Origin of the sequence: Rhizobium sp. YS-1r, assembly GCF_000757525.1 — a bacterium.
GTDB lineage: Bacteria > Pseudomonadota > Alphaproteobacteria > Rhizobiales > Rhizobiaceae > Neorhizobium > Neorhizobium petrolearium.
Genome location: NZ_JPYQ01000024.1, coordinates 202,780 through 223,866 on the forward strand (window position 1 = coordinate 202,780; position 21,087 = coordinate 223,866).

Consider the following 21,087-nt stretch of genomic DNA (forward strand, 5'->3'; position numbering starts at 1 on the left):
GGAACTTCAGATGACTCTCTCGCGTCGTGCATTCAACAAGCTCGCTCTCGGTGCCGGTCTTGCCGCACCGTTCCACATCATCCGACCCGCAGCAGCGCAGGAACCCAAGAAAGGCGACGAACTGGTCGTCGGCATCTGGGGCGGCGCCCAGGAGAAAATCGTCAAGGAACATGTCGAAAAGCCGCTGGTCGAGAAATACGGCTGCAAGGTGAGCTACGTTCTCGGAGGCACCGGCGATCGCCGCGCCCGCGCCTATGCCGAGCGCGGCCGCCCGAGCTTCGATGTCATCTACCTCAATATCTACGAAAGCCGCCAGGCCGTGAAGGACGGCGTAACCCAGGCCCCGACTCCTGCCGTCAAGAACTTCGAGGCGCTTTACCCGAGCGCGCGCAAGGGCGGCTACGGCGTCGCCTTCAATCCCTGCACCATCGTTTACGACAAGCGCAAGGCCTCGAAGCCGATCACGTCCTGGAAGGACATGTGGAACCCTGAATGGAAGGGCCGCATCGCCTGGCCGGACGGGCTCGGCGCCGAAGGCATTTCGGCCCTGATGATGACGGCCCGCGCCTGGGGCGGCACCGAGAAGGACTTCGACCTGGTGGTTGACAAGGTCAAGGAACTCAAGCCCTTTGCCGCCATCCAGGCGAGCCAGGCACAGCTCTTTGAAATGTTCGACCAGGGACTTTGCGATCTGTCGGTGGAATTCGGCAGCTTCACCCGCTCCTATGTAGAGAGCCGCAACCCGAATATTGAAATCGCATCTCCGATTGAGGGACAGGCTCTCGCGATGAACGTCGCCTGCATTACCGAGGGCACCAAGAACCAGAAACTCGCCGAGGAGTGGATCAACCTCCACCTTTCGGAGCCCTGCATGCTGGCCTATGCACGCGAGATCTACTATTCGCCGACCGTCAACAACGTCACCGTGCCGGACGATCTTAAACCGAAGCTCATTCTCGGCGATGAGCAGGTGAGCAAGCTTGTCGACTTCGACTGGGACGTCATCAACGCCAGCCGCGCGAAATGGCAGGCGCGCTACGACCGGGAGATCGCCGGATGAACCGATGGATAGGACCGGCGCTTGCTGCGCCGGTCACCCTGTGGCTGCTGCTTTCCTTCGCAGCACCGATGTTCGTGGTACTCGTGCTATCCCTGCACGAGTATCCGGACCCGTTCGGCCCCATATTCATGGCGCCGTCGCTTGCGCAATACAGCGATGTCGTCTCCGACGGCTTCTATTACGGCGTCGTCTCCGAAACCGTGCTTCTCGGCATCGGCGTGACCGTGCTGACCGCGCTGCTCGGTTATCCGCTCGCTCACTGGCTGGCGCGCATGCCGGTCAAATATCGCGCCCTCGCATTCTCGGTCATCCTCATACCGTTATTGACCAACGTCGTCGTGCGATCGCTCGGCATCATCCTGTTGCTCGCTCCCGAAGGCCTGATCAACACCGTGACCGGGCTCATCGGCATTCCGCCCGCAAGGAACATGCTGTTCACCCATGGCGCCGTCGCCGTCGCGCTGGCGCAGGTCTTCCTGCCGTTCATGGTTCTGGCACTTTACGACAACCTGCAGAACACGTCGCCCCGCGTCCATGAGGCGGCCGAAAGCCTCGGCGCATCCCCGGCCGTGCGGTTCCTCACCGTCGACCTGCCGCTTTCGTTGCCGGGGCTGCGCTCAGGCGCGATCATCGTCTTCCTGATGGCGTCGACGGCCTATGTGTCCGCGACCCTGCTCGGCGGCAAGAAGGTCTGGACGACGGGCATGCTCGTGCTCCAGGAGGCGATCAAGAATCTCAACGCTCCGCTTGCTTCGGCGCTGGCCGTCATCATGACCATCACGAGCCTGGCTTTCGCGGCTCTGTGCACCGTTGCGCTCAACCGCCTGATGCCCTGGCTGAAGGCCAGGCCCAGCCGGCCTCTGAGCATTCCGCGCGGGCTCGTGCCGGTGATCGACATCCTCGGGCCGATCGTCTCGAAGCTTCTGCTGGTCGCGGCACTTCTGCTTCTCCTGCTGCCGCTCGTGCTCGTCTGCATCCAGAGCTTCAACGACGTGCCGCAGGCGACAGCCGCCGGCTTCCGGGGCTTCACGCTCAAATGGTACGAGCAAGTTTTCTTCGCCGGCACCTATGCGGATGCGTTCTGGGTATCGGTGAAGCTTGCGGTCACCTCCATGCTGGTGGCGATCGCCCTTGCCTTGCCGGCCTCATTCGCCCTGGCACGGTTTCCCTTCAAGGGCCGGTCCGTCCTGCTCGCCTTCTGGCTCCTGCCGCTCTCACTACCGCATGTGGCGATCGGCGTCGGCATGCTGCGGCTTCTCCAGCTTTATCTGATGATACCGCCCTTCCTCGGCTTGGTCGCCATTCATGTCATTGTCATCCTGCCCTTCGCCATCACGCTGCTGACCACCTCAGTCATGGGCCTCGACCGCGCTCAGGAAGAAGCAGCCTCAAGCCTCGGAGCAAACCCGATCCGGCGTTTCGTGCTGGTCATCATGCCGGGTCTTGCGCCGGGCTTGTTCGCGGCCGGAATCGTCGGCTTCCTCCTCAGTTTCGGCGAGGTCACGGTGACGAGTTTCCTGACCACGGCCCGCCTGACGACCCTACCGGTCCGTATCTACGCGGAATCGACCTTCAGCCTGGAACCGACCGCGCACGCGATTTCCGCCGTGCTGATCCTCTTCACGGTCATTGCCCTGACGTTGGTGGGCAGAGTGGTGCGCCTGGATCGCCTCTATGCGCGGTGAGAGAAGATCCAGGCCGACGCTCCACCGACGGACAAAGGCGAGTGTCGAATACGATGCCATCCGAGAAAAGGGCTTGTAAAAACACCAGTCGCGAGACAAGATTGATCCGTAATCTCTCTTATTGAGATTTTACATCGGTATGCTTGGCCGATGGAGGAGAACAAGCGGAGGAGGAACAATCAATGAAGAAGCTGATGCTCTCAGCCGTCTTTACGGCCGGGCTGATCCTTTCTGGCCATGCCTCGGCGCAAACCGTCGGCATTGCCACGTCGAACCCCGGTTCGATCTTCCACAATATCGGCACGGCTGTCGCAAAAGCCGCCAACGATGCCGGCCTCAACACGACGATCCAACCGGCAACGAGCCCCAACCAATATATGCCTCTCGTCAATCAGAACGACGTCGAATTCGGCGTCGGTAACCTTGAGGAATTCAACAACGCCCTGAAGGGCGAAGCTTGGTTCCAGGGCAGCGTCAACGAGAACCTGCGGGTCGTCGGCCTGATCATGCCGATCAGGGAAGCGATCTTCGTCAAGGCAAGCAGCGACATAAAAACGACCGCCGATCTCAAGGGTAAGCCGATGGTGGACGGCTATACGGCGCAACAAACCATCCTGCCGCAGCTCGATGCCATCTATGCCACTGTCGGCCTGTCGCGAAAGGATATGCAACCGGTGCAAGTGCCCAGCGTCGTCGCGGGCGCAGATGCCTTCATCGCCGGCCAGAGTGTCGGTTTTATCTTCGCGCATGGTGCCGGAAAGGTGCGCGAAGCGGACGCGGCCGTTGGCGGCATCCGGGCACTGACCATTCCGGATACGGAGGAAGCAAAGGCCGCGATCCGACAACACTGGAAGTCCGGATATGTCGTCAAGATGGAACCCGGTCCTGCCAACCCCGGCGTCCTGGAACCCGGCACTTTCATTGCCTATCCGCAGCTCGTGTTCACCAATGCAGCCGTCAGCGAGGACATTGTCTACAAGATGACAAAAGTCCTCTACGATAGCAAAGCTTCCATGCAAGCGGCCTTCCCGCCATTTGCCGAATTTGACCCGAAAGCGATGGTCGGTGAGACGGCTCCGGGTGAGTACCACCCCGGCGCTATCAAGTTCTACAAGGAAGCTGATCTCTGGAAGGGTTGATGCGTGATGGCCGTCGAACGCATGAGGGAGCCCGCTTTTGGCGTTCCCGCAGGTCTCTGGAAGCCGGTCGCTGCGGTGCTTGCCGCGGCCATCACGTTGAGTGCCATGCTCTGGTCATTGGACGTGCCGCGAATGCTGGGGGTATCCTATTATCCCCAGCAGTTCCTGGCCGTCGTGCTTGCCCTCACTCTGCCACTTACCTTCATGATCTATACGCCTGGCCGCGACAAGCGCTCCGGCGCGATGCCGTGGTATGACGCGATCGGTGCCGTCCTCAGCGCCGCGGCTTCCGCCTATATCGCCTGGAATTATCCAGCCGTTGTAAACCAGATATTCATGCGTCCGATCGAGGCATGGCTGCCGGGGATCATCCTGCTCTTACTTCTGCTGGAAGGCCTTCGCCGCTCGACCGGCTGGATGCTTGTGATCATCATCGTCGCGTTCCTGCTCTACGCCATGTTTGGCAATTTCGTTCCCGGCCGTCTCGCCGGCCGGCCACAGGACTGGCAAAAGCTCGCCGGCTACATGGCCTATGACGTCAACGGCATCTTCGGCCTGTCGATATCGGTCGGCGCCACGATCGTCGTGGCATTCATTTTCTTTGGAGCTTTGCTCGGCGCAACCGGGGGCGCAAGGTTCTTCACCGATGCCGCACTTTTTTCCATGGGTCGATATCGCGGCGGCTCGATGAAGATCGCGGTTGCCGCCTCCGCCCTGTTCGGATCGATTTCCGGCTCTGCGGTCGCCAACGTGGTCGCGACCGGCGTCGTTACCATCCCGATGATCAAGCGGGATAAATATCCCGCCCACAAGGCCGGCGCGATCGAGGCCGTCGCCTCGACCGGCGGACAGTTAATGCCCCCCGTAATGGGCGCCGCGGCCTTCCTGATGGCAGAGTTCCTGCAGGTATCTTATGCCGACGTAGCACTGGCGGCACTCATACCCGCCTTGCTTTATTATGGCGCCTTGTTCATTCAGGCCGACCTCGACGCTGCCAAGCTCGGCATCACGAGTGCACCGGAGGAGGATATCCCAAACGGCCGGACGATCCTCGGCGGACTGCATTTCCTGATCGCCTTCGCGTTGCTGATCTACGCTCTCTTTTGGATGAACTGGCAGCCGGAAAAGGCTGCCTTTCTTGCCTGCGGCTCGGTGGTGGTGACGGGAGCGATCTTCGGTTACGACCGTGTACGAGCATCGGTCCGAGCGTTGTCTGCGACGATCATCGAGGCCGGCGAGGCGGTCGTCGAGATTATCGTCATCTCAGCCGCGGCTGGTATCGTCATCGGCGTGATGAATATGACAGGCCTCAGCTTCAATCTCACTTATGCTCTGGTTCAACTCGGTGGCGGCAGCGCGATCGTGCTGCTCGTCATGTCGGCGATTGTCTGCATCATCCTTGGCATGGGTCTGCCGACGCTCGCCGTTTATGTGCTCCTCGCCTCCCTGGTAGCGCCGGCCCTCGTCGAAGTCGGGCTGCCTCCAATGGCGGCTCATCTCTTCGTGCTCTATTTCGGCATGATGTCGATGATCACGCCGCCGATCGCGCTTGCTGCCTTCGCGGCCGCAAGCATTGCAAAGGCCGATCCGATCAAGACCGGCATCGCGTCCTGCAAGTTCGGCTGGATCGCTTTCGTCATTCCTTTCATGTTCGCGTATTCGCCGAGCCTGCTCATGATCGGCGATACAACCTCGGTTATCTGGGCCCTGGTCACTGCGGCCTTCGGCGTCTGGCTGGTTTCCTCCGCGCTCGCCGGTTATTTCACGGCCCGCCTCTCGATCATCATGCGCATCGTCTTTGCTATTGCCGGAGTTCTGGCACTCATTCCCGCCGACGCCTTTACAGGCGCCGTCTATACCGATGCGGCGGGACTTGTCGCTGGGATCGCCGCCATGGCATATGCCTACGTCGGTGGCAAAAAACTCATGGAACAGGCAGCATCTTGACGGAAAAATCGGTCAACAGTCTCGAACGCCTGCAGGCTGTGCTGGGGCTTTTCTCCGAAGACAGACTGGAATGGACGCCGGAAGAAATGATGGAGGTCCTGGGTTACGCCCGCCCCACGCTCTACCGTTATCTGAAGATCCTGAAGGCGGCGGGGCTTTTGACCTCCATGCCGAATACTGGCTTTACGCTGGGACCGAAAATCGTCGAGCTGGACTATCTTCTGAGAAAGTCGGACACCCTCATCCTCTCTGGCGCTCAACACCTCCAGAATCTCACTCAACGATACAACTGCACCGCCCTTCTCTTGCGCTGGTATGGCGATAAGATCCTCTGCGTCGACTCCCGCAGCTCCGTCAAGAACCCTATCAGCAGCTACCCGCGTGGCCGCCCGATGCCGCTGACTAAGGGCGCGATTGCCCGCTCGATTATTTCGTTCCTGCCTCGCCGGCGCCTTCTGCAGATCGTCGAGCGCAATTTCGACGATATGAAGTCCATTGGTCTCGGCAGCACCATCGAAGAAGTATACGAGAGCCTGAAACGCGTGAAGAAGGCGGGCTTTGCTGTCGCCTATGGCGAGGTCACGCCAGGTGTGGTTGGCATCGCCGCACCGGTCTTCGATGTCGGTCGCAGCCCCATTGCCAGCGTTTGCGTCACCATTTCCGGCAGCCTTGTCGATGGCTCGACCATCGATGAGATCGGCCGAAACGTCAGATCCGTGGGAAAGGACATAAGCCAGATGCTGGCATCGCATCGCCACAGCAATGAAAATCATAATCTCATATAGAGAGACTTTGCATTGACTTGATTGCTTCAGCCTCGCATCTTCGGAAGCGGGAGGACAAAGCGAGATGCAGGAAAGACAAGCGCAGGTAATTATTGTCGGCGGTGGTCCGGTTGGAACGGGACTTGCGATCGAATTGGGCCAGCGAGGAGTTCACACAATCATCGTCGAGCGTTATCCCTCACCGCAGCAAGTGCCCAAGGGACAAAACCTCACCCAGCGGACAATGGAGCATTTCTACTTCTGGGGCGCAGAACAACCGCTGAGAGCGGCCCGGACGGTGCCGAAGGAATACGGTATCGGTGGGCTGACTGCATATGGCACGCTCCTCGGCGACTATCACTATGACTGGCTGCAGCGCGAACTCGTGCGGCCCTATTACTTCACCGACAATGAGCGGCTGCCGCAATACCGGACCGAGGAGGTGCTGCGCGAGCGCGTGAAAGCATTACGTGACGTTGAGTGTTTCTACGGATGGAACGCTGAGGATATAGCGGAAGATCCGGAAGGTGCTTCGGTTGCTATGGCTCGGCGCGATGGAGCCGAGCGCTGCGTGCTCCATGCCGATTACGTCGTCGGCTGCGACGGCAGCCGCTCGATGGTGCGGGAAAAAGCCGGCATTACCCAGACACTCTCGGACCATGATCGGCTGATGGTTCTCCTGGTCTTTCGCTCCACCGGCCTTCATGAACTGTTAAAACGATTCCCCGGCAAATCCTTCTACAATGTGCTTCATCCGGAATTGAAGGGCTATTGGCAGTTCTTTGGCCGCGTCGATCTCGGCAATAGCTGGTTCTTCCACGCGCCGGTCCCGGCGGGCACGACGAAGGACAATTTCGATTTCGCCTCCTATCTGCACAGGGCGGCCGGCGCAGAATTCGACATCGCCTTTGATTACATAGGCTTCTGGGACCTGCGTTTCGCCAACGCCGACAGCTATGGTCGCGGACGGGTTTATATTGCCGGCGATGCCGCTCACAGCCATCCTCCCTATGGCGGTTACGGCATCAACACCGGCTTCGAAGATGCCCGCAATCTCGGCTGGAAGCTTGCAGCGGTTCTTCAGGGCTGGGGCGGCCCGGACCTCCTCGAAAGCTATGACGAAGAGCGTCGGCCGGTCTTTGCCTCTACTGCCGGCGACTTTATCGAGAAGGCGATCCACAGCGACCGGGACTTCCTGGAGAAATATGATCCGGCGCGCGACAAGGCCGCCTTCGAAGCGGAATGGGCGGCACGAGGGTCAGGAGCGAGAGCGGAGGTAAATGCCTTCGAGCCGAACTACTGCGGCTCGCCGGTTATCTTCGGTCCCCCTGGTGGAAAGACTGGCGCCATCGGCGGGCATGAATTCACCGCCCGTCCCGGCCACCATCTTTCGCCACAAATACTGTCGGACGGGCGCAATGTCTTTGAAGTTCTTGGGTCGGGGTTCACGCTGCTTGCTTTCGATGGAGACGCCAAGAGCATGGCGGCCTTCTCGAAAGCCGCGGAAATGCTGTATCTGCCGCTCGAAATCATCTCTGACAACCGGGCTGATGGGCGAGAGAAATATGATGCTCGCTACATTCTTGTGCGGCCCGACCAATTTGTCGCGTGGTCTTCCAACGACACACCTCGTTTACCGGAGGCTATCCTGCGAAAGGCAGTTGGACGGCAGTGAAGGCCCGAAATGAGCGCTCAAGAATTGGATTGGAGGCCGGCCCGGAAAGTGTGAACGCTCTGTAGCTGCGTCGCACCTATATCCCGAGCCGGAATTGTGCCAAGAAGCGGAAGCTGCACCGGCAAAACCTTTTACGCGACGGGATCATGAAAAAGATCGGCTTCCTATCGTTCGGGCATTGGTCGCCCTCGCCCCAATCGCAGACGCGGTCGGCATCCGACGCGCTTCTGCAGTCCATAGACCTCGCCGTCGCGGCCGAGGACCTGGGTGCTGACGGGGCATATTTCCGTGTACATCATTTCGCCCGCCAGCTCGGCTCGCCATTCCCGCTGCTGGCGGCAATCGGCGCGAAGACCAGCCGCATCGAGATCGGCACGGCAGTCATCGATATGCGTTACGAGAACCCGCTATACATGGCCGAGGACTCAGGCGCGGCCGACATCATCGCCGGTGGGCGCCTCCAGCTTGGCATCAGCCGTGGATCGCCTGAGCAGGTGATCGACGGATGGCGCTATTTCGGTTACGTCCCGCCCGAGGGCCAGACCGATGCCGACATGGCCCGCCGCCATGCAGAGGTTTTGCTCGAAGTGCTGCGAGGCGAAGGTTTTGCTCAACCCAACCCGCGGCCGATGTTTCCCAATCCTCCCGGCCTCCTGCGCATCGAGCCGCATTCGGAAGGTCTGCGGGATCGCATCTGGTGGGGAGCGAGTTCGAATGCCACCGCCGCCTGGGCGGCCAAGCTTGGCATGAACCTGCAGAGTTCCACACTCAAGGATGACGAGAGCGGACTTCCATTCCACGTTCAGCAGGCCGACCAGATTCGAGCCTTCCGCGAGGCATGGAAGGCCGCTGGTCACGCGCGCGAGCCGCGGGTATCGGTCAGCCGCAGCATCTTTGCGCTGGTCGATGACCGCGACCGTGCCTACTTCGGGTATGGAAACGATAACGACGACAAGATCGGCTTCATCGACGAAAAGACCCGGGCGATCTTCGGCCGCAGTTACGCCGCCGAGCCGGATGTCCTTATCGAGCAACTGGCGAAGGATGAGGCGATCGCGGAGGCTGACACGCTGCTTCTGACTGTCCCCAACCAGCTCGGCGTCGACTACAACGCGCATGTCATAGAAGCCATCCTGACCCACGTTGCCCCGGCTCTTGGCTGGCGCTAAGGTTCGCTCCGTCGGAACGGCAGTTACAAAGCGTTGGTTCTGCTGGTTGCGATCAGCCGCGCATAGGAAATGGCAGACAGCATGTTGACGTGGTTCGCTTTTCCGGTGCCGGCGATATCGAATGCCGTGCCGTGATCCACCGAAACACGGTCGATCGGCAGGCCGAGCGAGACGTTGACGGCGCTGTCGAACGCCACAAGCTTGATCGGGATGTGACCCTGGTCGTGATATTGCGCCACGACGAGATCGAAGGCGCCGTTATACGCCCGGGCGAAGACCGTATCCGCCGAAATCGGCCCGACCACATCAATGCCCTTTGCGCAGGCTTGTTGGACGGCGGGCGCCAGGAATTCCGTATCCTCGGTGCCGAAAAGGCCGTTCTCGCCGCAGTGTGGATTGAGACCGGCCACCGCAATACGCGCCTTTCTGCCGATCCGCAGGAAGTGCTGATGTCCCGCCTCGATCGTCGCCAGCACCCGCTCCGTCTTCGCCCGCTCGATCGCGCCGCGCAGCGAGACATGAGTGGAGACATGAATCGTGTTGAGCCGTTCGGAGGCGAGCAGCATGAACGAGCTTTTCGAACCGGTCAGATGTGCCAGCAGGCCTGTATGGCCGTCGTAATGATGGCCGGCGAGGTTCATCGCTTCCTTGTTGATCGGTGCGGTGACGATACAATCCACGTCCCCCGCAAGCGCAAGCTCCACTGCCCGACGGATATAGCGCACCGAGGCATCACCTGCGACAAGGCTTACCTTGCCAATATCGGGCATCACACCATCGATCTCCACCTCATCGACCGCGATCGCACCTGCCCTGGGTGTAGTGGAAAAAGCAAGCGAGGTGCCGCAGGACTTGTTGGCGCGCTCCAATGCTTCGATATTGCCAACCACCGTGAAGTTCGCGCGTTCAACCTCCGGCAAAGCCGTCAGCGCCTTGACGATGACCTCAGGCCCCACGCCCGCCGGATCGCCCAGCGTGATCGCGATACGCGTGTCCTTGCTCATGATCGGATGCCCTTCTCCTAAAGCCCGTCTTAATATGCAGCTTCGTAGATCGCCAGAATATCAGCGCGAGACATGTCGCGCGGATTGTTGTCGAGAAGACGGCGGATAGAAAAGGCATCATCGGCCATGATACCGAGATCCGTATCCGGCACGCCGATTTTGGAGAGCCTCATCTCGATATCAAGCGAGGCGCAGAAGGCATGCGCTGCCTCAAAGACTGAACCGATGGTGTTCGAGTGCCTGAGGCCAAGCGCCTCGAGGATCATTGCCGTCTTTTCCGGCACGGCCGGCGTGTTGAATGCGAGTACATGCGGAAAGATCAGCGCATTGGCCGCACCGTGCGCCATATGCCAGCGCGTACCGAGCGGATAAGCAAGCGCATGGCCCGCCGCCGTGTTGACCGGGCCGAGGCAGAAGCCCCCATAGAGGGAGGCGAGCGACAGCCCGGCGCGCGCTTCCGCGTCATTGCCCTCGGTGACGGCCCGAGCCAGATAACGCCCGACGAGCCGTACGCCCTCGATTGCATAAAGATCGATCGCCGGATGGGATTTCCGGTTGGTGAAGGCCTCGACGCAATGGGCCATGGCATCAATGCCGGTCGCGGCGGTAACCTTGGGCGGCACGGTAAAGGTGAGTGCCGGATCGATGACCGCGATATCGGCAAGCATATGGATGCTTTCGACTGCGAGCTTGCTTTGGGTAGCCGGATCGGTGACCAGTGCGCGGATACCGGCTTCGCTCCCCGTACCCGAGGTCGTCGGCACTTGCGCAAGTGCGGCGCGGCGCGGCATGGCGACCTTGCCGGCGCCAACCACATCGGCAAGCGCCTGACTGGAGCCGGAGAGAACAGTTGCAAGCTTGGCAAGGTCCATGGCGCTTCCCCCGCCGAAGCCAACGATGAGTTCGGCATTTGCCTGATCGGCTGCTGCCAATACGCGCGCCAGGTCCTCGATATCCGGTTCGGCACGCACCTCGCCGAACACCGTAACCTCACCTGCAAGACCGAGCACATTCGTTCGCGACGCGTTGAACGCATCCGAGATGACCAGAATACGGCGATATTTCCGCCGGGCGGCCCAGACGCCAAGGCGTTCCGCCGTCCCCACACCGAATTCGATCACCGGCGGCCGGATCATGGAGATCGGCATGCTCAGAGTGTTCATCCGCTTCACCTCTTCCCATGCGGGCGGAGCGCCTCGCGCCTATAGATGTAAAGTTGTTATATCCATTGAGCAAACTTGGCAAGCGACGAGTAGGCTTTTCCCACTTTACCGGCGTCCTCAGCAGACTTTTAATAAGCAATATGAACTTGAAAGACCGAACACCCCGCCCTGAACCGGGCGAGAAGGCCACACTCCAGGACCTGCGGCGCCAATGCTCTGAATTGTCAAGTCTCCAAAAAAGACCTGTCCAGCCGCACATATTTGATGGCCCGTCGGAAGTAGGTGTAGGCGACATGCAGGGTCCCATCCGTCTCTTCGACGATTGACGGGTAGGAAAACTCCCGATTCAGCATGTCGGTCGAATTATTGCTGAGACAGTAACCGTCGCCCGTGTCGAGGTCGAAGCGTGTCGGAAATGTCGCGCCGCCATCACGCGAGATCGCAAGGCTGAGCGGCGCACGTGGCACGCCCCAGACAGCACCGCCCGGACGGGACACAGCTTCAACCCCTGCCGCCGCTCCACTACTCTCGGAACCTTCGATTTCATCGTAAAGCGAATGCCTGCGGGCATCCGACATAATCGCATCGGAGTGATTGTAAACCATTGCAATCCCACCATCTTTCAGGCGCGTTGCCTGAATGGACGAATTGTTGTTGGGAAGCTCGGTTGCCTCCGACGCACTCCAGGTCAGACCGCCATCGCCGGAGCGGCTGCGCAGAATCTTTGTCGCAAAACGGTTGCGATAAAAGGCCACCATCTCCCCGCCCTGAAGCGGTACGATGTTCATATGCACGGCGCCGATACTGTCCGGCACCTCGACCATCTGCCAGCTTTTGCCGGCATCCTGGGAGACCAGCACGGCGGCCCGATCCATATCGCCCGTCCAGCGGCGACCGATTTCCGTCAGGCAGCGGAAGATCGGCAGAAGCCATACGCCGTGATTATTCACGATGATCGGCTGCCGAATGAACGTGCCGGGAATGTCGCAGAGAATCTCGGGCGTCCCGAACGTACGACCACCATCAGCAGAGTCACTCTTCTTGACAACTGCGCCGTCCTGATTGCCGGATGTTTGCGAGGTATAGAGCAGCCACACCTTGCCATCAGGCGCAGTGAAGATCAGCGGATTCTGCTCGGATTTGGCGGGATCGTCGCTGAGCTTCTCCGCTTGCGACCATGTTTTTGCTCCCGGCGCAAGACGGGACATGTAGACCGAAATATCACCCATGCCTTCCATCGTGCCCCCGAACCAGACGCACGTGAGTGTTCCATCCGCCAGGAAGGCGAGGTTTGCAGCATGATTTTGCATGCAAGGCGATGGAAGGTAGGCATCGGAGCGACCGGCGCTCCCGGCATTCGGGCGAATTTCGCCGGTCATCAGGGCCGGCACATCAGCGGGGTTGAGAGCTGTAAACGTCATAAGATCAATCGCTTATGGCAAGCTGAGATAGCTTGCGGAAAGATCGGCAAATTCCGTCTCCGAAAGCGCCATCAAAGGTGGACGCACGCGACGCCAGCCAGCCTCGCCCGTCTTCAGTTCCACCATCGCCTTGATCGTCGGAATCTGCACATAAGAATTGGAGAGCGCGCGGTAGGCCTTGATGCGCGCCTGCGCCGCTTCGACTTCGGCGGCCATGGCCGGATTGGCGACATTGTCGAAGATGACCCTCAGAGAATCTGCCACAATGTTGGAAGTCGCCGTAATGCAGCCTGCGCCGCCGGATTTCAGGAGCGGCAGCATCAGCGGATCGGCGCCCGCCAATACCGAGAAATCCGGCAAGGCCGCCGTGATCGCCTGCATATTGGCAAGTTCGCCGGCCGAATCCTTGATACCCACAACCGTCTTCGGGAAAGCAGCAACAAGGCGCTGGATCAGCGGCAGCGACAGCGGCACGCCGGAGACCTGCGGGATATGATAGAGCACGATCTGAAGACGGGCATCGCCAATCTTTTCAATGATCTGCGAATAGGCCGCGAACAGACCGTCATCGCTCACGCCCTTGTAATAAAAGGGCGGAAGCATGACCACCTTTGTCACACCAAGAGACAAGGCGTGCCTGGTCAGTTCCACTGTATCCGGAACCGAGACCAGCCCCGTGCCCGGCATCAACTCCCCCGGCGCAATGCCAGCAGCAAGAGCCGCTTCGAGAATCGTCCGCCGCTCGGCAATCGAGAACGAATTCGCCTCTCCGGTCGTACCAAGCAGCGCGATGCCGTGACAACCATCGGAAAGCAAGCGCTTGCAATGAGCGGCAAACAAGCCAAGATCGGGCGAATAATCCGCATTCATCGGCGTTGCCGCCGCGCAGAAGACGCCTTTGATGACATGATTATTTGACATGTAGCCTCCCGATCCCGATCCGCTCTGGAACTGGCCGATTGAATCATCGCTCACAGAGCATATGGATGCCACTTTTTGACGTCAAAAATCGATAGTTGTCAACAAACAAACACCACGAGGCCGGAGATAATTATTGCAATATATTGAATTTACAAAATATTTTTTGGATACTCTCGCGACACAGAGAAAATCCAAGAAACAACATTGACATATTTACAATATCGCGCAAATCTAGCACATCTTGCGGCCAGGAGGAACGGTACGCATTTTTCCACATGGGAGGTAGGGATGACCAAGAGGGAAGACGATTCTGCAGCAGCCGCGCTGTTTTCGCGGCGTGAGGCGCTGAAACTCGGCATTGGCGCGACGATCGCCGCATCGGTTTTCGGCGGCAACGCGCACATCGTGCTCGCGCAGGAAGGCCAGATACTCAAAGTCGCCAATCCCGCTTTCAACCAGGATTGGTCGCCTCTTCGCGGCGGCGGCGTTCCTTATCGCTGGAACTCGATCTGGTGGGCCTCGCCCATGTATTTCGATGAGAAGGGCGAGATCCACCCCTATGTCTTCGCCAGCTGGTCGCCGTCGGAAGGCGGCAAGGTCTGGACCTTCAAGATCGATCCCAAGGCAACCTTTTCGGACGGCAGCAAGATCACCTCGGCGGACGTCAAAGGCTCCTGGAACGTCTCGGCCATGCCGAACACCAAGAACCAGCGCGCCGACCAGGTTCTGTCGAAGGTTGCCGGCTATGCGGATGTGAGCGGCGGCAATGCCACAGAACTTGCCGGCATCGCGACGCCAGATGAAGGCACGATCGTCGTCACGCTTTCGGAAGCTGATCCGATCTTCTTCATGCGCGTTGCCAATCACATTGCACCGATCACCAAGGCGTCTCAGTCGCGCGGCGATGATGGAGAGGAGATCCAGGACTGGTACATGCCGGACAACGACGCGGTCTATTCCGGCCCGTTCAAGCTGACAGAGATCGACCTCGATGCCGGCAAGCTCACCTTCGAGCCGAACGAGAATTTCTTTGGACCGAAGCCGAAGCTCGCTCGCATCGAAATCACCTCAATCGAAGACAATATCACCGCGACCTCGCTGATCAAGTCGGGCGAGTTCAATGCCCATACGGAGCTCATCACCTCCACGATCGTGCAGGATCTCGGTCCCGAATTCTCCTCCGGTCCGATCATCCCCACCAGTCAGCATTTCTGGTTCAACACGTCCCGTGCGCCGATGGATGACCCGAAGGTTCGGCAGGCGCTGATCATGGCCGTCGACCGCGACGGCCTGATGAAAGCCTCCTACCCGGACGGGCCGCACAGGAAGACCGATCAGGTTCTCAACTCCGTGCCGGGCGCGGAAAATTCCGGTTTCGAACCCTTTCCCTACGATCCGGCAGCAGCAAAGAAGCTGCTGGCCGAATCGAAATACGGCGGCCCGGAACGGCTTCCGAAGCTCCTCTTTGTCGGTATTTCCGGCCCGGCGATCGAGGCCGCGGCGCAATTCATCGCCGAACAGTGGCGTCAGAACCTCGGCATTACCGCGGTGGATATGAAGCCGCAGCAGGATGCCTATGCCGGCCCCGACCAGAACGCCGTGCAGATCTTCCGCGACGACGTCGGCACCCGCGTGCCGGATGCAGTCTCCTACCTGCAGGGCTCGATCGCCTCGGCCTCTTCCAATGCACAGAACAAACTCGGCGGTTACAAAAACCAGAAGGTCGATGCAGCGCTTGCCGAGGCCTCGACCAAGGCGGCCGACGACCCGAAACGCGTGGAACTTGCACAGGAGGCCCAGAAGGCCTTCCGCGAGGACTGGGTCTTCATTCCCTGGTATGCTCAGGCCATGTCGCGCTGGGCGACCAGCGAGGTCAAGGGCATCGACAAGAACCTGGATTGGCAGGTGGCGCGGCCTTGGGAGATTTCGATCGGTTAAGGCGGCAATCGATCGGAACGCGGGCCGATTGCAAGGCCCGCAAGAGTGCGATGCGCGGAGCGCCAGTTTCCGCGCATTGCCTTCCGCCGGTGCGGGAGGCTCCGAATGTTTCGCAGCGGCTGTGCGCTCGCGGAAGAAACGGCATGAAAGCGTCAGGAAACCGCCATCGCCACCGGTTTCCGGCCCCATGCGGGAGGATTTTCGGCGATGCTGCGTTATGTTGCGACACGATTTGCGATCTGGATCCCGTCGGTCCTGCTCGTCATGCTGGCGGTCTATGCGCTGGCTTTTTACGGCGCGGGCGATCCGATCAAGCTGATTTTTCTGCGTGCACCGGGCGATGTGGCCTATAACCCGCAACGCATCGAGGCGATCCGCGAAAGCGCCGGCCTCAACAAGCCGTTCATCGAACAGTTCGCCTACTATGTCTGGAATCTCGCCCAGGGCAAATTCGGCAATTCGCTGAGTTCCGGCCGCTCGGTCTGGGCGCTGGTGAAAGCGGCTGCCCCGGTCTCCTTCCAGCTCGCTCTCTGTTCCGTCATCCTCACGGCGCTGGTCGCCATTCCGCTCGGCATGATCGCAGCGCTGAACCAGAACACCCGTATCGACTACACCATTCTGGGTTCGGCCCTCTTCCTCTGGGCGATCCCGGCCTATGTCGCCGGTCCGCTCCTGATGGTGGCGCTGATCGTTCTCCTGCCCGGCGTCAGGGTGCCTTATGGCTGGGGCGGTATCTTCGACGTGCGCATCCTCCTGCCGCTTATCGTCCTCTCCTTCCAGCCGATTGCGCTGATCGTGCGCCAGACACGGGCCGCCGTCATCGAGGTTCTGTCGGAGGATTTCGTCCGCACTGCCCGCGCCAAGGGCGTACCGGAGATAATGGTGGCGCTGCGCCACATCCTGCGGCCGGTACTGACCCCCGTCGTCACCCAGCTCGGCCTGATCATGATCACCATCGTCAACGGCGCGATCTTCGTGGAACTGGTCTTCGGCCTGCCCGGTCTCGGCCGCCTCACCGTGCAGGCGCTGATCAATTCGGATTATCCGGTGATCCTGGCGATCACCCTGATCGGCTCCTTCCTGGTGATGATCTCCAACCTTCTGGTCGACATCCTCTATCCGCTGCTCGACCCACGCGCCAACGCTTCCAGGAGGAGCCGCTGACGATGACGCTCGTTCAGACCAATCCGGCGATGGCCGACGAGGAGCCGCCGGTCAGCCTGTGGCGGGATGCCTGGCACCGGCTGAAACGCAACAAGCTGGCGATCCTCGGCCTCGGCATCGTCCTGCTGCTCGCCTTTGCCGCTATCTTCGGCCCGTATCTGACGCCTTACGATTTCCTGAGCCAGGACCTCGCGGCCCGCAACCAGGCGCCGTCGCTCGCCCATCTTTTCGGTACGGATGACCTCGGCCGCGATGTCTTCAGCCGTGTCGTCTACGGCACCCGCACCGCCTTCCTCGTCGCGGTCGTGGTCACGGTGATCGCTCTCGCCATCGGTACGACCCTCGGCGCAATCGCCGGCTTCTTCGGCGATCCCTATGACCGCCTCATCATGTGGCTGACCGACATGACCATGTCCGTGCCGAACCTGCTTCTGGTCGTCGTCATCAATGCCTCCCTGAAAACGCCGATCGCCCGCTGGATGGAAGCGCGATACATGGCGACCCTCAATCCCTTCTACCGTGAGACGATCTGGATCGATTTCCTCCTCGTCTTCGGGTCTATGGCGCTGATCTCGTGGCCTCCCTATGCGCGTCTTGTCCGCGCCCAGGTGCTGTCGATCCGCAGCCGCCCCTATATTACCGCCGCCATGGCGCTCGGCCTGTCGAACCGCATCATCATGACGCGCTACGTGGTGCCGAACGCGCTCGGTCCGCTGATCGTCTCGGTCAGCGCCGGCCTCGGCACGGCCATGGTGCTCGAAAGCGCCTTCTCCTTCCTGGGTGTCGGCGTGAACCCGCCGACACCGAGCTGGGGCAACATGATCTCCGACGGCCTGCGCGTCTGGCAGCACTATCCGCACCTGCTTGCCGCCCCTGCCGCCGTGCTCGGCCTCGCCTCCGTCGCCTTCTCCTTCCTCGGCGATGGCCTGAACGACGCTCTCAACCCGCGAGGTACGAAGTGACCGCTCGGAATTCAGAACCCCCTCTTCTCGATGTCAAAGGCCTGACCGTCGAAATCGACGGCCGTCGTGGCCCCGCCGTCGTCGTCGACGGGATCGATTTGCATGTCGGCAGAGGAGAGACGCTCGGCATCGTCGGCGAATCCGGCTGCGGCAAGAGCCTGACCATGCTGAGCCTGATGCGGCTCCTGCCGAACAAGATCCGTGTCAGCAAGGGAACGGCGCGTTTCGACGGCCGCGACCTGCAGACGATGCCGACCCGGGAACTGCGCAAGGTGCGCGGCGGCGATATCGGCTTCGTCTTCCAGGACCCCATGACTTCCCTCAACCCCGTGATGCGGATCGGCGATCAGCTGTGCGAGCCGCTGATCTATCACCGCAAGATGGCGAAGACGGATGCCCGCAAACGGGCCGTGGAGCTCTTGCGCCTTGTCGGCATTCCGGGGCCGGAGGAACGGCTGGACGCCTATCCGCACGAGCTTTCCGGCGGCATGCGCCAGCGTGTGATGATCGCGATCGGGCTTGCCTGCGAGCCGAAGCTGCTGATTGCCGACGAGCCGACCACCGCGCTCGACGTGACGATCCAGGCACAGATCGTCGATCTGGTGAAAGATTTGCGCAACAAACTCGGCATGTCGGTCGTCTGGATCACCCATGACCTTGCGCTGATCGCCGGTTTGGCCGATCGCGTCGTGGTGCTTTATGCCGGAACGGTGGTTGAGGACGCACAGGTCGACGAGCTTTACGCCAATCCGAGCCATCCCTATACCCGCGGCCTGCTCGCCTCGATCCCGACGCTTTCCGATGCTCCGGCCGCGCGGCTGAGTTCGATCGGCGGCACGCCGCCTGAACCCGGCCGCCGCCCTGCCGGCTGCCCGTTTGCGCCGCGCTGCCCGCTTGCCATGGACATCTGTCGGCGGGACGTGCCGAAGCTTGAACCGATCTCCTCCGGCGGCAGCCATCGCGCCGCCTGTTTTGCCGTCAACAAAGCATTGAAGGCTGCATGATGAGTGCCGAACCCCTGCTCAGGATCGAAAATCTGGTGAAGCACTTCCACGTGCGGCTCGGCGCCTTCGGCGAGAAGGCGGCGACCGTCTACGCATTGGACGACGTCAGCCTCGACATCGAGGAAGGCGAGACGCTGAGCCTCGTCGGCGAATCCGGTTGCGGCAAGTCGACGACCGGATTCACCATCCTCAACCTGCACCGCGCCAGCGGCGGCAAGGTCATCTACAAGGGCCAGGACCTGACACGGCTCGACGAGAAGCATATGCGGCCCTTCCGCCGCGATTTGCAGATCGTTTTCCAGGACCCCTATTCGACGCTCAATCCGCGCATGACGGTCGGCGAAGCGGTCGGAGAACCGATCCTCTTCCACAAACTTGCGACAAAGGCGGAGCTCAAGGAGCGCATCGCCACATTGCTCTCCGATGTCGGCCTGCCCGCCCGTTTCGCATCCCGTTATCCGCACGAGCTTTCCGGCGGTCAGCGCCAGCGCGTGGTGATTGCGAGGGCGCTTGCCTGTCAGCCGAAATTCATCGTCTGCGACGAGGCGATCTCGGCGCTCGACGTATCGATCCAGGCGCAGATCATCAACCTGCTGCTCGACCTGCAGGAGAAATACCGCCTGACCTATCTCTTCATCGCCCATGATCTTGCGGTGGTTCGGCACATTTCGACCCGTGTAGGGGTCATGTATCTTGGCCGTTTGGCGGAACTCGCACCACGCGATGCGCTGTTTCAGACGCCACTACATCCCTATACCAAGGCGCTGCTTTCCGCCGTGCCGGAAACCGATCCGGAGCGCGAACGAAATCGCAAGCGCCAGATCCTGCAGGGCGATGTGCCGAGCCCGCTCAATCCGCCCTCCGGCTGCCGTTTCCACACCCGCTGCCCGATCGCCATGGAGGTCTGCTCCAAGGTCGTGCCGGAATGGAAGGCGGCCCGCCCCGGCCATCTCGTCGCCTGCCATGCGGTCAATTCGGGCTTGAGCTGATGGCTATTCAAGTCGCAATCATCGCCGACGATCTGACGGGCGCGCTCGATACGGGCACGCCCTTCGCGGCGGCGGGACTCTCGGTCGTGGTGGCAACCGACGTGGAAGACATTCCGATCGCATTGAGCGGCAGGCCGGACGTGCTGGTGGTCAACACCGCCTCCCGTGCCTTGCCTCCGGAGGAAGCGGAAGCGCGTATCGGGCTTGCGGCAGCGGCAATCGCCGTGGCCGAACCCGCCTTTCTCTTCAAGAAGATCGATTCACGCCTGAAAGGAAATGTCGCCGTCGAAAGCGAAGCAGTTGCAAAAGCCTCAGGTTATCGCAAGCTTGTCGTCGCGCCCGCCATTCCCGACCAGCAACGTTTCACCCGTGGTGGAGCGGTCGTCGGTCGCGGCGTCGACAAACCTATCCCGATATTGCCCCTCTTTGCCGGCCCCGGCGCGGACCTCGTCATCGCCGATGCCGAGACCGACGGTGACCTTGACCGCGTCCTCGCAAGTCATGACTGGAGCGACACGGTGGCAGTCGGCACGCGGGGCCTTGGCCTGGCGCTCGCACGGAGGCTTCGTAAACCGGACACAAACTCCACACCTTTCCGCACCTCCGCGGCAACCTTGTTTGCAATCGGCTCCCGCGATCCGATCACAATGGCGCAGATGACGGCTCTGGAGGAATGCCGGCAGCTCCACACGGTGATCGATGCACCCGCGGGTGCCCTTGTAGTTCCACTTGAAACCGGATTGCCGGCGCTCATTCGCTGTTCCGGCGAAATCGTCGAGGACAGTGCGACCGTCGCAAGCCGATTTGCAGAAACGATCCAAGCCGCGATCGAAGCCTTGATGCCGGACACGGTGGTCACCGGCGGCGGCGACACGGCCTACGCGCTGCTGCGGGCTCTGGAAGCCGGCGTGCTGTTTCCGAAGGGTGAGATCGAGCCAGGTATTCCCTGGTGCGAAGTCCTGCTGAAAAATGGCCGGCACATCCGGGTTGCGGTAAAGTCCGGGGGCTTCGGTACGCGGGAATCTCTGATACAAGCGATTGAAACGGCGCCCGAAACGCGGCAGGCCGGATGATGGGCAAGA

Annotated in this window: 17 protein-coding genes; 13 read left to right on the forward strand and 4 right to left on the reverse strand. The window is 60.8% G+C overall.

Annotated features, from left to right (window positions below; all coding sequences use genetic code 11):
- Window positions 1–10 precede the first annotated feature (10 nt).
- From JL39_RS16975 to JL39_RS17005, 7 genes are all read left to right on the forward strand, one after another.
- Window positions 11–1,060 (forward strand): extracellular solute-binding protein, encoded by a 1,050-nt coding sequence (locus JL39_RS16975; RefSeq protein ID WP_037152922.1) that lies wholly within the window; start codon window positions 11–13, stop codon window positions 1,058–1,060.
- On the forward strand, window positions 1,057–2,745 hold the full coding sequence (locus tag JL39_RS16980) for an ABC transporter permease subunit (RefSeq protein ID WP_037152925.1): 1,689 nt from the start codon (window positions 1,057–1,059) through the stop codon (window positions 2,743–2,745). Before JL39_RS16975 ends, JL39_RS16980 begins: the two co-directional genes overlap by 4 nt.
- Before the next feature lie 182 nt (window positions 2,746–2,927).
- Window positions 2,928–3,884 (forward strand): TAXI family TRAP transporter solute-binding subunit, encoded by a 957-nt coding sequence (locus JL39_RS16985; RefSeq protein ID WP_037152928.1) that lies wholly within the window; start codon window positions 2,928–2,930, stop codon window positions 3,882–3,884.
- A 6-nt stretch (window positions 3,885–3,890) separates the two neighbouring features.
- A complete protein-coding gene (locus tag JL39_RS16990; RefSeq protein ID WP_052182933.1) occupies window positions 3,891–5,831 on the forward strand; it encodes a TRAP transporter fused permease subunit in 1,941 nt (646 codons plus the stop codon).
- Complete coding sequence (locus tag JL39_RS16995) at window positions 5,828–6,616, forward strand: IclR family transcriptional regulator (RefSeq protein ID WP_037152931.1); 789 nt, start codon at window positions 5,828–5,830, stop codon at window positions 6,614–6,616. The genes JL39_RS16990 and JL39_RS16995 overlap by 4 nt, the downstream gene beginning before the upstream one ends.
- 64 nt (window positions 6,617–6,680) lie before the next feature.
- A complete protein-coding gene (locus JL39_RS17000) occupies window positions 6,681–8,270 on the forward strand; it encodes an FAD-dependent monooxygenase (protein ID WP_037152934.1) in 1,590 nt (529 codons plus the stop codon).
- 146 nt (window positions 8,271–8,416) lie between these two features.
- A complete protein-coding gene (locus tag JL39_RS17005; RefSeq protein ID WP_037152936.1) occupies window positions 8,417–9,439 on the forward strand; it encodes an LLM class flavin-dependent oxidoreductase in 1,023 nt (340 codons plus the stop codon).
- A gap of 23 nt (window positions 9,440–9,462) precedes the next feature.
- Here the strand turns inward: JL39_RS17005 and pdxA are convergent, their stop codons facing one another.
- The 4 genes from pdxA to JL39_RS17025 all read right to left on the reverse strand — a co-directional run bounded on the left by pdxA (window position 9,463) and on the right by JL39_RS17025 (window position 13,948).
- Window positions 9,463–10,443 (reverse strand): 4-hydroxythreonine-4-phosphate dehydrogenase PdxA, encoded by a 981-nt coding sequence (pdxA, locus tag JL39_RS17010; protein WP_037152939.1) that lies wholly within the window; start codon window positions 10,441–10,443, stop codon window positions 9,463–9,465.
- 29 nt (window positions 10,444–10,472) lie between these two features.
- On the reverse strand, window positions 10,473–11,606 hold the full coding sequence (locus JL39_RS17015) for an iron-containing alcohol dehydrogenase (RefSeq protein ID WP_037152941.1): 1,134 nt from the start codon (window positions 11,604–11,606) through the stop codon (window positions 10,473–10,475).
- A gap of 224 nt (window positions 11,607–11,830) precedes the next feature.
- Window positions 11,831–13,027: an exo-alpha-sialidase gene (locus JL39_RS17020; protein ID WP_037152944.1), complete on the reverse strand. Its 1,197-nt coding sequence runs from the start codon at window positions 13,025–13,027 to the stop codon at window positions 11,831–11,833.
- Window positions 13,028–13,039: 12 nt separating this feature from the next.
- On the reverse strand, window positions 13,040–13,948 hold the full coding sequence (locus JL39_RS17025) for a dihydrodipicolinate synthase family protein (protein ID WP_037152947.1): 909 nt from the start codon (window positions 13,946–13,948) through the stop codon (window positions 13,040–13,042).
- A 288-nt stretch (window positions 13,949–14,236) separates the two neighbouring features.
- Between JL39_RS17025 and JL39_RS17030 the strand changes: the two genes are divergently transcribed.
- The 6 genes from JL39_RS17030 (at window position 14,237) to JL39_RS17055 (ending at window position 21,078) form a co-directional block, all read left to right on the forward strand.
- Window positions 14,237–15,886, forward strand: coding sequence for an ABC transporter substrate-binding protein (locus JL39_RS17030; protein WP_037152950.1), 1,650 nt, complete (start codon window positions 14,237–14,239; stop codon window positions 15,884–15,886).
- A gap of 207 nt (window positions 15,887–16,093) precedes the next feature.
- Window positions 16,094–17,050 carry an ABC transporter permease gene (locus JL39_RS17035; protein ID WP_037152953.1) on the forward strand — a complete coding sequence of 319 codons (957 nt, stop codon included), beginning with the start codon at window positions 16,094–16,096 and terminating at the stop codon, window positions 17,048–17,050.
- 2 nt (window positions 17,051–17,052) lie between these two features.
- Window positions 17,053–18,012 (forward strand): ABC transporter permease, encoded by a 960-nt coding sequence (locus JL39_RS17040; protein ID WP_037152957.1) that lies wholly within the window; start codon window positions 17,053–17,055, stop codon window positions 18,010–18,012.
- The gene (locus tag JL39_RS17045; protein ID WP_037152960.1) at window positions 18,009–19,016 is read left to right on the forward strand and encodes an ABC transporter ATP-binding protein; all 1,008 of its coding nucleotides are present in this window, start codon (window positions 18,009–18,011) and stop codon (window positions 19,014–19,016) included. Before JL39_RS17040 ends, JL39_RS17045 begins: the two co-directional genes overlap by 4 nt.
- The gene (locus JL39_RS17050; RefSeq protein ID WP_037153724.1) at window positions 19,016–20,005 is read left to right on the forward strand and encodes an oligopeptide/dipeptide ABC transporter ATP-binding protein; all 990 of its coding nucleotides are present in this window, start codon (window positions 19,016–19,018) and stop codon (window positions 20,003–20,005) included. Before JL39_RS17045 ends, JL39_RS17050 begins: the two co-directional genes overlap by 1 nt.
- Window positions 20,005–21,078 carry a four-carbon acid sugar kinase family protein gene (locus JL39_RS17055; RefSeq protein ID WP_037152962.1) on the forward strand — a complete coding sequence of 358 codons (1,074 nt, stop codon included), beginning with the start codon at window positions 20,005–20,007 and terminating at the stop codon, window positions 21,076–21,078. The genes JL39_RS17050 and JL39_RS17055 overlap by 1 nt, the downstream gene beginning before the upstream one ends.
- The last annotated feature ends 9 nt before the right edge of the window (window positions 21,079–21,087 follow it).